This window comes from Trinickia symbiotica (assembly GCF_003028655.1).
Taxonomy (GTDB): Bacteria; Pseudomonadota; Gammaproteobacteria; order Burkholderiales; family Burkholderiaceae; genus Trinickia; species Trinickia symbiotica_A.
On sequence record NZ_PYUC01000012.1, the window covers coordinates 1 to 12,789 of the forward strand.

General features: G+C 63.9%; 15 protein-coding genes and 2 rRNA genes. 11 read left to right on the plus strand and 6 right to left on the minus strand.

All coding sequences use genetic code 11. From position 1 onward, the window contains the following. The 3 genes from C9I57_RS22335 to C9I57_RS22345 form a co-directional block, all read left to right on the plus strand. A 23S ribosomal RNA gene (locus C9I57_RS22335) occupies positions 1-110 on the plus strand; the annotation flags it as partial. 194 nt (positions 111-304) lie between these two features. Then, positions 305-417: ribosomal RNA gene (gene rrf / locus C9I57_RS22340) — 5S ribosomal RNA — on the plus strand. 239 nt (positions 418-656) lie between these two features. Then, entirely contained in the window at positions 657-1,769 is a 1,113-nt protein-coding gene (locus C9I57_RS22345) for a PA0069 family radical SAM protein (RefSeq protein ID WP_107152822.1), read from the plus strand. A 10-nt stretch (positions 1,770-1,779) separates the two neighbouring features. Here the strand turns inward: C9I57_RS22345 and C9I57_RS22350 are convergent, their stop codons facing one another. After that, positions 1,780-2,250 (minus strand): NINE protein, encoded by a 471-nt coding sequence (locus C9I57_RS22350; RefSeq protein WP_107152823.1) that lies wholly within the window; start codon positions 2,248-2,250, stop codon positions 1,780-1,782. A gap of 228 nt (positions 2,251-2,478) precedes the next feature. Between C9I57_RS22350 and rpsP the strand changes: the two genes are divergently transcribed. The 6 genes from rpsP (at position 2,479) to C9I57_RS22380 (ending at position 6,671) form a co-directional block, all read left to right on the plus strand. Then, entirely contained in the window at positions 2,479-2,733 is a 255-nt protein-coding gene (rpsP, locus tag C9I57_RS22355) for a 30S ribosomal protein S16 (protein WP_018441513.1), read from the plus strand. Between the two features lie 86 nt (positions 2,734-2,819). After that, on the plus strand, positions 2,820-3,509 hold the full coding sequence (rimM, locus tag C9I57_RS22360; RefSeq protein ID WP_107152824.1) for a ribosome maturation factor RimM: 690 nt from the start codon (positions 2,820-2,822) through the stop codon (positions 3,507-3,509). A 2-nt stretch (positions 3,510-3,511) separates the two neighbouring features. Continuing rightward, positions 3,512-4,303: a tRNA (guanosine(37)-N1)-methyltransferase TrmD gene (gene trmD, locus C9I57_RS22365; RefSeq protein ID WP_107152825.1), complete on the plus strand. Its 792-nt coding sequence runs from the start codon at positions 3,512-3,514 to the stop codon at positions 4,301-4,303. Positions 4,304-4,458: 155 nt separating this feature from the next. Then, a complete protein-coding gene (gene rplS, locus C9I57_RS22370) occupies positions 4,459-4,839 on the plus strand; it encodes a 50S ribosomal protein L19 (RefSeq protein WP_107152826.1) in 381 nt (126 codons plus the stop codon). A 97-nt stretch (positions 4,840-4,936) separates the two neighbouring features. After that, on the plus strand, positions 4,937-5,617 hold the full coding sequence (locus C9I57_RS22375; RefSeq protein WP_107152827.1) for a CoA pyrophosphatase: 681 nt from the start codon (positions 4,937-4,939) through the stop codon (positions 5,615-5,617). A 115-nt stretch (positions 5,618-5,732) separates the two neighbouring features. Next, positions 5,733-6,671: a CobD/CbiB family protein gene (locus tag C9I57_RS22380; protein WP_107152828.1), complete on the plus strand. Its 939-nt coding sequence runs from the start codon at positions 5,733-5,735 to the stop codon at positions 6,669-6,671. A 45-nt stretch (positions 6,672-6,716) separates the two neighbouring features. Here the strand turns inward: C9I57_RS22380 and C9I57_RS22385 are convergent, their stop codons facing one another. The 3 genes from C9I57_RS22385 to C9I57_RS22395 are packed head-to-tail and all read right to left on the minus strand — an operon-like array spanning position 6,717 to position 9,318. Next, the gene (locus C9I57_RS22385) at positions 6,717-7,040 is read right to left on the minus strand and encodes a putative signal transducing protein (protein ID WP_107152829.1); all 324 of its coding nucleotides are present in this window, start codon (positions 7,038-7,040) and stop codon (positions 6,717-6,719) included. A gap of 44 nt (positions 7,041-7,084) precedes the next feature. Then, positions 7,085-8,062 (minus strand): ribosome small subunit-dependent GTPase A, encoded by a 978-nt coding sequence (gene rsgA, locus C9I57_RS22390; protein WP_107152830.1) that lies wholly within the window; start codon positions 8,060-8,062, stop codon positions 7,085-7,087. Beyond that, positions 8,059-9,318: a M48 family metallopeptidase gene (locus C9I57_RS22395; protein ID WP_107152831.1), complete on the minus strand. Its 1,260-nt coding sequence runs from the start codon at positions 9,316-9,318 to the stop codon at positions 8,059-8,061. Before C9I57_RS22395 ends, rsgA begins: the two co-directional genes overlap by 4 nt. A gap of 72 nt (positions 9,319-9,390) precedes the next feature. Here C9I57_RS22395 and orn point away from each other — a divergent pair, with 72 nt between their 5' ends. Continuing rightward, the gene (gene orn, locus C9I57_RS22400) at positions 9,391-9,999 is read left to right on the plus strand and encodes an oligoribonuclease (RefSeq protein ID WP_107152832.1); all 609 of its coding nucleotides are present in this window, start codon (positions 9,391-9,393) and stop codon (positions 9,997-9,999) included. A 15-nt stretch (positions 10,000-10,014) separates the two neighbouring features. Here the strand turns inward: orn and mog are convergent, their stop codons facing one another. Next, positions 10,015-10,635, minus strand: a complete 621-nt coding sequence (mog, locus tag C9I57_RS22405) for a molybdopterin adenylyltransferase (protein WP_107152833.1) — start codon at positions 10,633-10,635, stop codon at positions 10,015-10,017. Then, positions 10,619-11,242, minus strand: coding sequence for a ribosome biogenesis factor YjgA (yjgA, locus tag C9I57_RS22410; RefSeq protein WP_107152834.1), 624 nt, complete (start codon positions 11,240-11,242; stop codon positions 10,619-10,621). Before yjgA ends, mog begins: the two co-directional genes overlap by 17 nt. 171 nt (positions 11,243-11,413) lie before the next feature. Here yjgA and pmbA point away from each other — a divergent pair, with 171 nt between their 5' ends. Further along, positions 11,414-12,784 (plus strand): metalloprotease PmbA, encoded by a 1,371-nt coding sequence (gene pmbA / locus C9I57_RS22415; RefSeq protein ID WP_107152835.1) that lies wholly within the window; start codon positions 11,414-11,416, stop codon positions 12,782-12,784. The last annotated feature ends 5 nt before the right edge of the window (positions 12,785-12,789 follow it).

Sequence of the window (12,789 nt, forward strand, 5' to 3'; positions counted from 1 at the left end):
CTTCGAGCCCCTTGAAGGGTCGTTCAAGACCAGGACGTTGATAGGTCGGGTGTGTACACGCAGTAATGCGCTGAGCTAACCGATACTAATTGCCCGTAAGGCTTGATCCTATAACCGGAGCGTTTTGAAAGGCGACCAGCGAGTGCTTGAGCACTGACTGGGAACCACCCCCTAGGGGGTAAGCCCCCAAAGGGGTACGCTTCAGGATCCTCGCGTGTGCCACGATGCACTCGCTACCCACCCCTTACTCCCCTTCTTCCCAGATTGGCTGTGCCGCCCACCCGCGACACGGCAACAAGTCATGCCTGATGACCATAGCGAGTTGGTACCACCCCTTCCCATCCCGAACAGGACCGTGAAACGACTCCACGCCGATGATAGTGCGGATCCCCGTGTGAAAGTAGGTAATCGTCAGGCTCCCCAACCCCCAGCAAACCCCCGCCAGCTCTCGCTCGCGGGGGTTTGTGCTTTGGGGCGCGAATAGCTCTCTTACCCCAACCGATCTCCCAGCGAAAAGCGCATTGACACTGTATAACCATACAGTATCATATCAATCTCGGTCGCGACATTGACCTCGAGTACCCGAACTGGGGCTACATGCCTGCTCTTTGTCCGACGAAAGGCAAGGCTTGCCGGATTCTTGTTTCAACGAGCAAATGGACGATTCAGACGTCGAATTTCCAATTGCCCCGCCCGCGCCGAGGAAAGGGCGCGGCGCCGTCTCCAACCTCCAAGGCCGCTACGAAGTCGATCAGCGCGAGGCGGTCGACGACGGCTGGACGACACAAGAAGCCGATGAAGCGCCGCCGCTGCGAACCGAAGTGTTCGAGGAGCATGCGAAAAGCATCCTGACGCGAAACGCGTCGCCCGACATTCCGTTCAACGTTTCGCTGAATCCTTATCGCGGTTGTGAGCACGGCTGCATCTATTGCTTTGCTCGACCGACGCACAGCTATCTCGGCTTGTCGCCGGGCCTCGATTTCGAGAGCCGCATCTACGCGAAGGTCAACGCGGCGGAATTGCTCGCGCGCGAGCTCTCGAAAAAGACCTACGCACCCGAGCCGATTGCGTTGGGTGTGAACACCGATGCTTATCAGCCCATCGAGCGCGAGTTGAAAATCACGCGCCGCGTGATCGAGGTCCTGCACGATTACGGGCATCCATTCGCCGCGATCACCAAGTCCTCATTGATCGAGCGTGACCTCGACCTGCTCGCTCCGATGGCTGCTCGCGGTCTCGTGATGGCCGCCGTTACCGTCACGACGCTCGATGCGGCTATCGCGCGCACGCTGGAGCCGCGCGCCGCGGCGCCCGCACGGCGCCTGAGGACGATCCGAGCGTTGAGCGAAGCCGGCGTTCCAGTCGGGGTCAGCGTCGCGCCCGTCATTCCGTTCGTCACTGAGCCCGATTTCGAGCGTGTGCTCGAGGCCTGTGCAGAAGCCGGAGCGACGAGCGCGAGCTATATCGTCTTGCGCTTGCCGTGGGAAGTGGCGCCGCTCTTCAAGGACTGGCTCGCCGCGCATTTCCCCCAGCGCGCAGAACGTGTCATGGCGCGCATCCACGACATGCGGGGCGGCAAAGACTACGATTCATCGTTCGCGCATCGGATGAAAGGCGAAGGAACATGGGCGCAGCTGCTGAAGCAGCGCTTCGCGAAGGCTACCAAACGGCTCGGCCTCAACGAGCGGCAACGAGGCATTCTCGACATGTCGCAGTTCCGGCGTCCCCAGCCACCCGAAGCGCCCGATCGGCAGCTGACGCTGTTCTGACGTTGCCGAGTCACCGAGATAGCGAGTGATTCGTATCGATCTGCGACTCGAAGTAAGTCTGAAACGCGAGCGCAAGCCCGGCCATCAGCAGCATCGCCCCGAAGAAGAGCGAGAAGATGACGATAAAGACGACGGTCCAGCCGGAGCGGCTGCGCTTGTCCGACCTCGCGTTGAATTGAGCATCCCACTTCTCGTCGGGTCGCAGCCCGTAGACGATCGCTGCCAGACAGCCCGTGAGCACGGAGACGGCGCCAGGTATCGCCAGTGCCCAGCCGAGCGTCGAGGTGCGCGCGGTCGCGATCAGTAGCAGTACGCCGCGAATGCCAAGCAACGTGCCCACGATGTGCGCCCAGCCGAACTTGTCGCGAAGGCCGTACAGATAAAAGCGGTGCGCGCCGAGGCTGCCGAAGAAGAAGGCGAGCGCGGCAGTCAAGGTTTTCGAGCGAAAGCGCGTCAGGGTCAGCGAGGCGGGACGGGACATAGAGCGGGAATATCGGAATCGAGCGGCCGGCACGGCCAGGGGTCACGTACCCCTCGGTCGCGACGCCGGATCGCGCATTCTACGCCGCTCGCTGGCGACGGGTCATGCGATCCCGACGCCTTGCCGCTCGCACTGATCTAAGTGTTTGTTATGGTTTCAATTTCCAGCTATAATCGAGCGTTTCGGTAGTCCCGAACCCCGGTTTTCAGGATTTTCAAGGATCAAGGCATGGTCATTATCCGTCTGGCACGCGGCGGCTCGAAGAAGCGCCCGTTCTACAACATCGTAGCCACCGATTCGCGCAGCCGTCGTGACGGTCGCTTCATCGAGCGCGTCGGCTTTTACAACCCGGTCGCGACGAAGGGTGAATCGCTGCGCATCGCGCAGGATCGCCTCACGTATTGGCAAGGCGTCGGCGCGCAGCTGTCGCCGACCGTCGAGCGTCTCGTGAAGCAAGCTCAGAAGGCGCAGCCGGTTGCTTGAACGCGGTATCGGCGGCTCGCGTCGGGTGCGCACCGGTTCTCCGGAGCAGCGGCGCAAAGAGGCCGCCAGGGCATGGAGGCGCGCCAATGACCGCTGGTGACTCGGGTGGTTCGGGGCGCGCGAAGTCGGACTCGCGTGCGCACGCGTCGTTTGGAGCGTTCGTTCCGAAGCGCGCCGAGCGCGCCGCGCCGGGCAGCGAAGCCGAAACAGCACTGCGTGCGGAGTCCACCGATAGCTGGCCCGAAGATGCGGTCGAAGTCGGCGCGATCGTCGACGCTTACGGGCTCAAGGGCTGGGTAAAGGTCTCGGCCCACGCAAGCGCCGGTCAAGGCGGCGATGCTCTGCTCAGCGCAAAGCGCTGGTGGCTCGAGAAGGGCCGAGAGCGGAAATCAGCGCGAGCGGCGCAGGCAAAGGTACATGGCGAGCATATCGTCGCGCAGCTCGGTGGTCTCGCCGATCGGGATGACGCACTCGCGCTGCGCGGGTATCGCGTTCATGTCAGTCGGGCCGATTTCCCCGCATTGGGCGAAGACGAGTTTTACTGGGTCGACCTGGTCGACCTCGAAGTCGTCAACGAGGCAGGTGTCGCGCTGGGCCGCGTTGCCGACCTGATCGACAACGGCGCGCATACCGTCTTGCGCGTCGAGTACCCGTCGATCGGCAAGAATGGTGAGCCCGCGACAGGCGAACGGCTGATCCCGTTCGTCGGGGTGTACGTCAAGGCGGTCGACCAGGCGGCGAAGCGCATCATCGTCGACTGGGAAGCCGATTACTGAGCATGGTCGAGCAAGGAGAGCGCGCGATGCAGTTCGATGTCGTCACGCTCTTTCCCGAGATGTTCCGCGCGTTGACCGAGTGGGGCATCACGAGCCGCGCGGCGAAGCAGGGGCGATTCGGTTTGCGCACGTGGAATCCGCGTGATTTCACGACCGACAACTACCGCACCGTCGACGATCGTCCTTACGGCGGCGGTCCGGGCATGGTCATGCTGGCCAGGCCGCTCGAAGCGGCGATCGCCGCGGCCAAGGCCGCGCAGGCCGCGCAAGGGATCGAGGGCACCCGCGTGCTCATGCTTTCGCCGCAGGGTGCGGCGCTCGACCATGAGCGCGTCATGCGGTTCGCGCACGAGCCCGGTTTGGTCCTGCTTTGCGGGCGGTATGAAGCGATCGACCAGCGACTCGTCGACCGCTGTGTCGACGAAGAGGTCAGTCTCGGCGATTTCGTCCTGTCGGGCGGCGAATTGCCGGCGATGGCGTTGATGGATGCCGTCGTGCGCCAGTTGCCCGGCGTATTGAACGACGCGCAGTCGGCGGAGCAAGACAGTTTCGTCGACGGATTGCTCGACTGTCCGCATTACACGCGCCCCGAGGAGTACGAGGGCGTGCGCGTGCCGGACGTGCTGCTCTCTGGGCATCACGCGGAAATCGAGCAGTGGCGCCGCCGCGAGGCGTTGCGCAACACTGCTGCCAAGCGGCCCGATTTGATCGAGCGCGCGAGGCGCAACAAGATGCTGAGCCGTGCCGACGAGGCATGGCTCGCGAGTCTTGCCAAGGAACCGCCGAAAGCTTGATTCGCTTTCGGTGAGCCGTGGCGGACGAGGGGGTGCCATTGCACGAAAGTGCGCGGCACCTGATGTGAACCCATCCTCTATCGGGGCCGTGCCGGGCGTGTCGTTTCGAGCGCAAGGCGGGCAAAACGCCGACAAGATGGCTTTAGGAGTCAGTGATGAATCTGATTGCAAAACTCGAGCAGGAAGAGATCGAGCGCGTGCTCGCCGGCAAGTCCATCCCCGATTTCGGCCCCGGTGATACCGTGGTCGTCAACGTGAATGTCGTCGAAGGCAACCGCAAGCGCGTCCAGGCTTATGAGGGCGTCGTGATCGCGAAGCGCAATCGTGGCCTCAACTCGTCGTTCATCGTCCGCAAGATTTCGTCGGGCGAAGGCGTCGAGCGTACGTTCCAGACGTACTCGCCGCTGTTGGCCAGCATCGTCGTCAAGCGTCGTGGCGACGTGCGCCGTGCGAAGCTCTACTACCTGCGCGAGCGTTCGGGCAAGTCCGCGCGCATCAAGGAAAAGCTCGTGACGAAAGACCGCGCCGCTTCCTGAGCGTCGGTAAGAGCTGTAAAAAAAAGCACCCTCCTCGGGTGCTTTTTTGTTTTGCAGGCGAGAATAGCGGTATCGAGGCCTTACGTTCGGAGTTGCGTTGATCCGCCCCGTTTTCGAACCTGACGCTTTGCCGGTCGAATCGACCGGTGCCGACTTGCCCGCTGTTCCCCATGCGCGGCTTACGCCGGAGGGCTTGCGTACGCGTTTCGCGCAGCGCCTCGTCTGGTCTCCGGAGCCGAGCGACGCTCACCGACGCGAAGTGGAAGATCCGCGCGCTGCGGCGGTATTGATGCCGCTCGTGGTCCGCGAAGAGCGCTTGACCGTTCTCCTGACGCAACGTGCCGATCACCTGAGCGATCATGCCGGGCAGATCAGCTTTCCGGGCGGCCGGCGCGAGCCGGACGACGAGAACGCGGTGGCAACGGCGTTGCGCGAGGCGCGCGAAGAAGTCTCGCTCGCGTCCGAGCGCGTCGAAATCCTGGGCGCGCTGCCCGATTATCTGACCGGCACGGGTTTTCGCGTGACGCCGGTTGTGGGCCTCGTGCATCCACCATTTTCGGTGCGGGCCGATACGCTCGAGGTCGCCGAGATCTTCGAGGTACCGCTCGACTATCTGATGGACCCGGCCCATCACGAGGTGCGATTGCTGCGCTGGGAAGGCGGCGAGCGGCGCTTCTTCGCGATGCCCTATCCGCGCCACGGCACGGGCGGACATTACTTCGTCTGGGGTGCGACAGCCGGCATGTTGCGCAACTTCTACCGCTTCCTTATCGCGTGATGCGCGTGCGCGCGCGACGCCACGCACCTGTGGCGATTCCGCACGTTCGGATGCAGCCGCCCTGTGCTATCGTTACGCGACAATAGCTAAGAATCCAATAGGCACGGCGCGTCGCATGACTTTTTTCTCCGTATTGCTGGCTCTCGTTATCGAACAGTTACGTGCGCTTTCACCGAGCAATCCGGTGTTCGCACTGCTTCAATATCACGCGGAGTGGGCGGCGCAAGGTTTCGACGCCGGCAAGAGAAAGCATGGAATCCTGGCCTGGCTGGCGGTCGTGCTGCCGTGGACGCTGGCGGTTGCGGCCGTCTACTACCTGCTTTATCGAATCAGCTTTGCACTGGCGTTTCTCTGGAACGTCGTCATCGTTTATTTCACGCTCGGCTTTCGGCAATTCAGCCATTACTTCACCGATATCCACCTGGCGCTCAATAACGACGACGTGCCGCGCGCACGCGAAATTCTCAACGAGTGGACAGGCATGGATACGATCGACATGCCGGTCGGGGAAATCGTGCGGCATACGCTGATTCATGCCGTCGTCGCTTCACATCGCCACGTCTTTGGTGTCTTCTTCTGGTTCCTCGTGCCGATCGGGCCGGCGGGTGCGGTCCTCTATCGGATCTCGGAATACCTGGCACGCGCCTGGGCCGTGCCCGTCGGCGACCGGACGGTCGCATTCGCGACGTTCCCGCAGCGTGTGTTCTTCGTCATGGACTGGGTGCCGGCGCGCCTCACGGCGCTCGGCTTTGCCATCGTCGGCAATTTCGAGGATGCGATTTACGCGTGGCGCAATCATTCGCGGCAGTGGCATGACGTGAACGACGGCGTGCTGCTCGCCGCGGGCAGCGGGGCGCTCGGCGCGCGACTGGCCGGCCCGCTCGCCGAGCCGTCGAGCCTCGACGCGCTCGGCGCAACCGAGGGCGGTCCAATCCCCGTCGGCGACGATTGCACGCCGCGTACGTTGCAGTCGGCGGTCGGCCTCGTCTGGCGCGCTGTCATCCTCTGGATGATTCTGCTGCTCATGCTGACGATTGCGGTCTGGGTAGGTTAGTGCCCTGTCCCGCAAGCGAGGGCAGAGCTCCTCGCCCTGCGCGATTCAATCGTCGCGTGGATCGCGTGCGGTTCCGCATTGCCAACAGAGGGTGAACTGAGGCTCGAGCGTCTCGCCGCAACGGCGGCAACGCCACGAAGCGCCGCCGGGAGGCGGGCCGTTGATGGCCGCCTCGATGAGTTTTCTCGCAATCGTCTCGTCGCGCTCGTCGACGAGCCATAGCTCGGGCGCACACTGCTCGGCCGGGATTTCACCGAGCGCGCCGTTCAGGTAGCGGTTATGCAACTCGCAAGGAATTCCAGCGACGGTCAGGAGGTTCACCCAGTGCTGGCCGATCACGGTGTTGGGCGCGAGCATCAGCTTGAGCATGACGAAAGCTTCTCGGCGTGTTTGCTGCCTATCGTTGCACGATGCTAGCGTACCGTCTGATTGGCTTCGTGTACCAGTTGTGCATAGAGCGCATGACGTTCGCGCGCAATGCGGCCGTCCGCCAAGGCCGCGAGTATCGCGCAGCCGGGCTCGTGCAAATGATGGCAGTTATAGAAGCGGCAGTCGGCGAGCAACGGGCGGAACTCGGGAAACGCGCGCTCGAGCTGGCCCTCGGTCAGATGATGAAGGCCGAACTCCTGAAACCCCGGCGAATCGATCAGCGCTCCGCTCACCGGAAGGGGATAGAGCCGCGTGAACGTCGTCGTATGGCGACCGCTGCCCAAGGCCGTCGAGATTTCGCGAGTGGCCGCATCGGCATTCGGAACCAGCAGATTGACGAGCGTCGACTTGCCCATGCCCGACTGACCGAGCAGCAGCGTCGAATGACCCGCGAGGCGCGTGCCGAGCGTCTCGTGCGCTTCATCCGCGCGCGTCCTGATCGACAGTTCGAGCACCTCGTAGCCTAGCGCGCGGTAGGGTGCGAGCCGTGCGCGCGCCTTTTCGAGCGCCGGCTCGATGTCGGTCTTGTTCAGCAGGATGAGCGGCGCGAGCACATTCGCTTCCGCGGCGACGAGCGCGCGGCCGAGCAGATCCTCGCTGAAATGCGGCTCAGTCGCGAGCACGATCAGCAGTTGGTCGAGATTGGCCGCGAAGAGCTTCGACTTGTACTGATCGGAACGATAAAGCAGATTGCGGCGCGCGCCGATTTCGACGATCACGCCCTGATCGGCCGAGGTCGGCTCGTAGACGATGCGATCGCCGACTGCCACTTCACTGCGCTTGCCGCGCGGAAAGCATTGCACGAGCACGCGCGTGTCGCCGCCGCGAGCGACGAGATAGTGGCGTCCATGCGCGGCGACGACGAGGCCGTCGACGCGCTTGGCGTCCGTCGCGCCGCAAGCGCCGTCGGCCCCTTCGGCCTCACGCGTTACGGCTCGAGCAGGGGCGGAGCGGCTCCTCATGCGGGGTGCAGCAGCCGATCGATGCGCTGCGAGGCCGGCGGGTGCGAGTAGTAAAACGCCGTGTACACGGGATCGGGCGTCAGCGTCGCCGCGTTATCCTCATAAAGCTTGACCAGCGCGTTGACCAGCTCGCGCGCATCCGTCTGGCTTGCGGCGAATGCATCGGCCTCGAACTCGTGCTTGCGCGAGCTCAGGCTGCCGAGCGGCGTGACGAAGAAGAGGAACACGGGGAGCGCGAGGAAGAACAGCACGAGCGCGAGGCCGTTGTTGCTCGCGGTCATCGACGGCTCGACGCCGAGCCCTTCGTAGAACCAGGTGCGTTGCGTCAGCCAGCCGAGCAGCGCGAGCAGTGCGAGACTGACCGCGAACATGACGGCCATCCGCTTGACGACATGGCGGCGCTTGAAATGGCCGAGCTCATGGGCCAATACCGCTTCGATCTCGGCGCCCGTCAGGCGGGCGAGCAGCGTATCGAAGAAAACGATGCGCTTTGATGCGCCGAAGCCCGTGAAGTAGGCGTTGCCGTGCGCGGAGCGGCGGCTCCCATCCATCACGAAGAGACCCTTTGCGGCGAAGCCGCAGCGCTTCATCAGCGCTTCGATCCGTACCTTCAGCGCTTCATCGGTGAGCGGCTCGAACTTGTTGAAGAGCGGTGCGATGAGCGTCGGGTAGAGCACGAGCACGAGCAACTGGAACGCGACGAGGACGACCCAGGTCCAGAGCCACCACAGATTGCCTGCCTGGTGCATGAGCCAGAGCACGACGAAGAGGAGCGGCAGCCCGAAGGCGGCGCCGAGCGCCGTACTCTTGGCGAGATCGGCGAAGAAGATCGCCTTTGTCATCCGGTTGAAGCCGAAACGCTCTTCCACGACGAACTGCCGGTAATAGTCGAACGGTAAGTCGATGATGCTCGTGATCGCGACGACGACCGCGACCAAGCCGATCTGCGCGACATAGCCGTGACCGAGCAGGTCCGAGACGCCGACGTTGAGCGCCTGCACGCCGCCGAGCAGCGTGAGCGCGATCGTGACGGCGGCGCCGACGACCACTTCGAGCATGCCGAGCCGCGTGCGCTCGATCGTGTAATCGGCCGCGCGCTGATGAGCGGAGAGTGTGATCGTTCCCGCAAACTGCTGCGGCACCGCGCCGCGATGGGCCGCGACGAACCGGATCTGGCGTGCGGCGAGCCATAGTTTCGTGCCGACCATGGCGAGCACGGTGGCTGCGAAGAGGACGGTGAAGTAAAGGGATGACATCGCGGAGGTCCGTTGTATCTATGCGACAATTATAGGGTTTTGCCAGCCCTTGTTCGTAACCTGGATGCCTTCATGACTGACACCCTCGAACTCGTCGGCGAGCCGACGCTTGCCCGCAGCGAGATGAATCTCGTCTGGCTCGACATGGAAATGACGGGGCTCGAGCCCGACACCGATCGCATCATCGAAATCGCCGTCGTCGTCACGAATTCGACGCTCGACAAGATCGTCGAAGGGCCCGTGCTCGCCATCCATCAGAGCGACGAGACGCTCGGCAAGATGGACGAATGGAACAGGAACACGCACGGCCGTTCGGGACTCACCGAGCGCGTGCGCGCCTCGACGGTGACGGAGCATGAGGCAACCGAGCAGATCCTCGCGTTTCTTTCGGCTTACGTTCCGCCGGGCAAGTCGCCGATGTGCGGAAACTCGATCTGTCAGGACCGTCGCTTCATGGCGCGCTGGATGCCCGAGCTGGAGCGGTTCTTTCACTACCGCAATCTCGACGTGAGCACGTTGAAGGAGCTCTGCCGGCGCTGGCAGCCGACCGTCTACAAAGGCTTTCAGAAGCGCGCGATGCATACGGCCTTGGCCGATATTCACGAGTCGATCGACGAGCTCAAGTATTACCGTCAGCATTTTCTCGTTGTCGCGCCGAGCGCGCCGGTCGAAGGCAACTGAGCGAGCCAAGCCGCGTCACGGGTTCGGCGGCCGCCGCGCGCTCTTCGGCCGGAAGGCGGCGACGACATCGTCGTTCGTCGTCACGTACGGGCCGCCGATCAGGTCGATGCAGTATGGCACGGCCGCGAAGATGCCCGGCACTTGCACCGCGCCAGTGTCGTCGCGCAAGCCCTCGAGGGTTTCCTGAATCGATTTCGGCTGGCCCGGTAAATTGACGATCAGCGCCGCGTGCGTCGGCGTTTCGCGCACCACGGCCACCTGTCGGGAGAGAATCGCCGTCGGCACGAAGTGCAGGCTGATCTGACGCATCTGTTCACCGAAGCCGGGCATTTCCTTCGTCGCCACCGCGAGCGTCGCTTCCGGCGTGACGTCGCGCCGTGCGGGGCCGGTGCCGCCCGTCGTCAATACGAGATCGCAGCCCACTTCGTCGACGAGCTCGATGAGCGTCTTCGAAATCGTGTCGGCCTCGTCGGGAACGAGCCGTTTTTCGGTGCGCCAGGGCGAGGCGAGCGCCTTTTGCAGCCAGGCCTCGAGCGACGGGATACCCTTGTCCTCATAGACGCCGCTCGTCGCGCGATCGCTGATCGAGACCAGGCCGATCACGATTTCGTCGGGGTGGCTACGCTTGGCTGTCATCTTCGTCGTCTTCCGTCGTCTCGTCGGGGCCGGCTCCTTCGACCGTGTGCCCGGCATCGCTGCCGCTCGCGCTCTTGATCCATTGGAACAGCTCGCGGAAATAGCGCGGCGGCTTGCCTTGCTGCACTTCCTTGCGCGCGTTCCGGATCAACGTGCGGCCCGTTTGCGCATCGGCCCCCGGATGTTCGCGCACGAAGGCCGTGAAAGCATCGTCGTCGGCGAGGAGGCGCTCGCGCGTGTCCTCGATCCAGTGCAGCCGCGCCGTTTCGGCCTTGTTGGCGCCTCGGTTCGCTTCGAGCGCCGTGCGCAGCGCGTCGATTTCTTCTTCGGTCAGCGAGCGCATCACACGGCCGATGTACTGAATCTGCCGGCGCTTGCCCTCGTGATCGGTGATGCGACGAGCTTCGAGAATGGCGTCGGCGAGATCGTCGGGCATCGGCATCCGTTTCAAGGCGTCCTTCGGCAACTCGACGAGCTCGACGCCGAGCGCTTGCAGCGCATGCATTTCGCGCTTCATCTGCGACTTGCTCGGCCGCGTGTAGGCGAGATCGTCGTCGAGGTCGGGGGCGGCCGGCTCGATCGGTTGAATGCGGGTTTTGCGTGTCATGCCGACATTGTAGCTTGGGCATTCGCATCGACGCGGACCTTGCTATGATCGCGGGATGCGCAAGACGACGGGCGCGCGAACCGGCTGCGATGCTTTTCGCCGAAGCCGGAGGGCGGAAGAGCCGCCGAGCGCCGCGTCTCCCCGAAAGCTCTACACCGGATGGCAACCACGATGGCAGCGGACACCGATACCCCACAACGCTTCTTTCCGCATACGCAAGACGAATTGAAGGAGATTGCATCGGACATCCTTCGCCACGCGAAATCGCTCGGGGCGACCGATGCGGCCACCGAGATTTCCGAGGGCGACGGCTTGTCCGTGACGGTGAGGCGCGGCGAGGTCGAGACGATCGAGCACAACCGCGACAAGATGGTCGGGGTGACGGTCTTCATCGGCGCGAAGCGCGGCAATGCGAGCACCTCCGATTTTTCGAAGGAGGCGCTGCGCGACACGGTCGCGGCGGCCTACAACATCGCGCGCTTCACGGCCGAGGACAACTGCGCGGGGCTGGCCGAGGCGGAGCTGCTCGAAACGGCGCCGCGCGACCTGGACCTTTACCATCCGTGGCATCTCACGGCGGAAGACGCGGTCGAGATCGCGCGCCGCGCCGAAGATGCCGCGTTCGCGACGGACGCGCAAATCAAGAATTCGGAGGGCGCGAGCGTCTCGGCGCAGCACTCGCAGTTCGTGCTCGCGACGACGCGCGGCTTTCTCTCTGGTTATCCGTACTCTCGTCACTACATCTCGTGCGCGCCGATTGCCGGCAGCGGACGCAACATGCAGCGCGACGACTGGTATTCGTCGAAGCGCAGCGCGAAGGAGTTGGCCGCGCCCGAGGCGATCGGGCGTTACGCGGCCGAGCGGGCGCTCGCGCGGCTCAGCGCGCGGCGCCTCGATACGCGCAAGGTGCCGGTGCTGTTCGAGGCGCCGCTGGCCGCCGGCCTGCTCGGGGCGTTCGTGCAGGCGACGAGCGGCGGCGCGCTCTATCGCAAGACGACCTTTCTCGTCGACAGTCTCGGCAAGCGCGTCTTCGCGCCGCACGTGCAGATCGTCGAAGACCCCCACATGCCGCGCGCGATGGGCAGCGCGCCGTTCGACGAGGAGGGCGTGCGCACGAAGCAGCGTGCGGTCGTGAGAGACGGGGTCGTCGAGGGCTATTTCCTGTCGACTTACTCGGCGCGCAAGCTCGGCATGCAGACGACGGGCAACGCGGGCGGCTCCCACAACCTTTCGCTCAGAAGCTCGCAAACGAGCGAGGACGACGATTTCGAGGCCATGCTCAGAAAGCTCGATACGGGGCTCCTGCTGACCGAGCTGATGGGCCAGGGCGTCAACTACGTGACGGGCGACTATTCGCGCGGCGCATCGGGTTTCTGGGTCGAGAACGGCAAGATTCAGCATGCCGTCGAAGAGATCACCGTCGCGAGCACGCTGCAGGAGATGTTCCGCAACATCGTCGCCATCGGCGCCGATACGATCGTGCGCGGCACCAAGCAGACCGGGTCGGTGCTGATCGAGCGGATGACGGTGGCGGGTCAGTAAGCGTC

Bases quoted from the DNA above. Each gene is read 5' to 3' on its own strand.
- C9I57_RS22385 (WP_107152829.1), bottom strand. From the start codon at position 7,040: ATGCTCAAGCTGATGCTCGCGCCCAACACCGTGATCGGCCAGCACTGG.
- mog (WP_107152833.1), bottom strand. From the start codon at position 10,635: ATGACAGCCAAGCGTAGCCACCCCGACGAAATCGTGATCGGCCTGGTC.
- rplS (WP_107152826.1), top strand. From the start codon at position 4,459: ATGAATCTGATTGCAAAACTCGAGCAGGAAGAGATCGAGCGCGTGCTC.
- rsgA (WP_107152830.1), bottom strand. From the start codon at position 8,062: ATGAGGAGCCGCTCCGCCCCTGCTCGAGCCGTAACGCGTGAGGCCGAA.
- C9I57_RS22350 (WP_107152823.1), bottom strand. From the start codon at position 2,250: ATGTCCCGTCCCGCCTCGCTGACCCTGACGCGCTTTCGCTCGAAAACC.
- pmbA (WP_107152835.1), top strand. From the start codon at position 11,414: ATGGCAGCGGACACCGATACCCCACAACGCTTCTTTCCGCATACGCAA.
- C9I57_RS22395 (WP_107152831.1), bottom strand. From the start codon at position 9,318: ATGTCATCCCTTTACTTCACCGTCCTCTTCGCAGCCACCGTGCTCGCC.
- rpsP (WP_018441513.1), top strand. From the start codon at position 2,479: ATGGTCATTATCCGTCTGGCACGCGGCGGCTCGAAGAAGCGCCCGTTC.
- yjgA (WP_107152834.1), bottom strand. From the start codon at position 11,242: ATGACACGCAAAACCCGCATTCAACCGATCGAGCCGGCCGCCCCCGAC.
- orn (WP_107152832.1), top strand. From the start codon at position 9,391: ATGACTGACACCCTCGAACTCGTCGGCGAGCCGACGCTTGCCCGCAGC.
- C9I57_RS22345 (WP_107152822.1), top strand. From the start codon at position 657: ATGGACGATTCAGACGTCGAATTTCCAATTGCCCCGCCCGCGCCGAGG.
- rimM (WP_107152824.1), top strand. From the start codon at position 2,820: ATGACCGCTGGTGACTCGGGTGGTTCGGGGCGCGCGAAGTCGGACTCG.
- trmD (WP_107152825.1), top strand. From the start codon at position 3,512: ATGGTCGAGCAAGGAGAGCGCGCGATGCAGTTCGATGTCGTCACGCTC.
- C9I57_RS22380 (WP_107152828.1), top strand. From the start codon at position 5,733: ATGACTTTTTTCTCCGTATTGCTGGCTCTCGTTATCGAACAGTTACGT.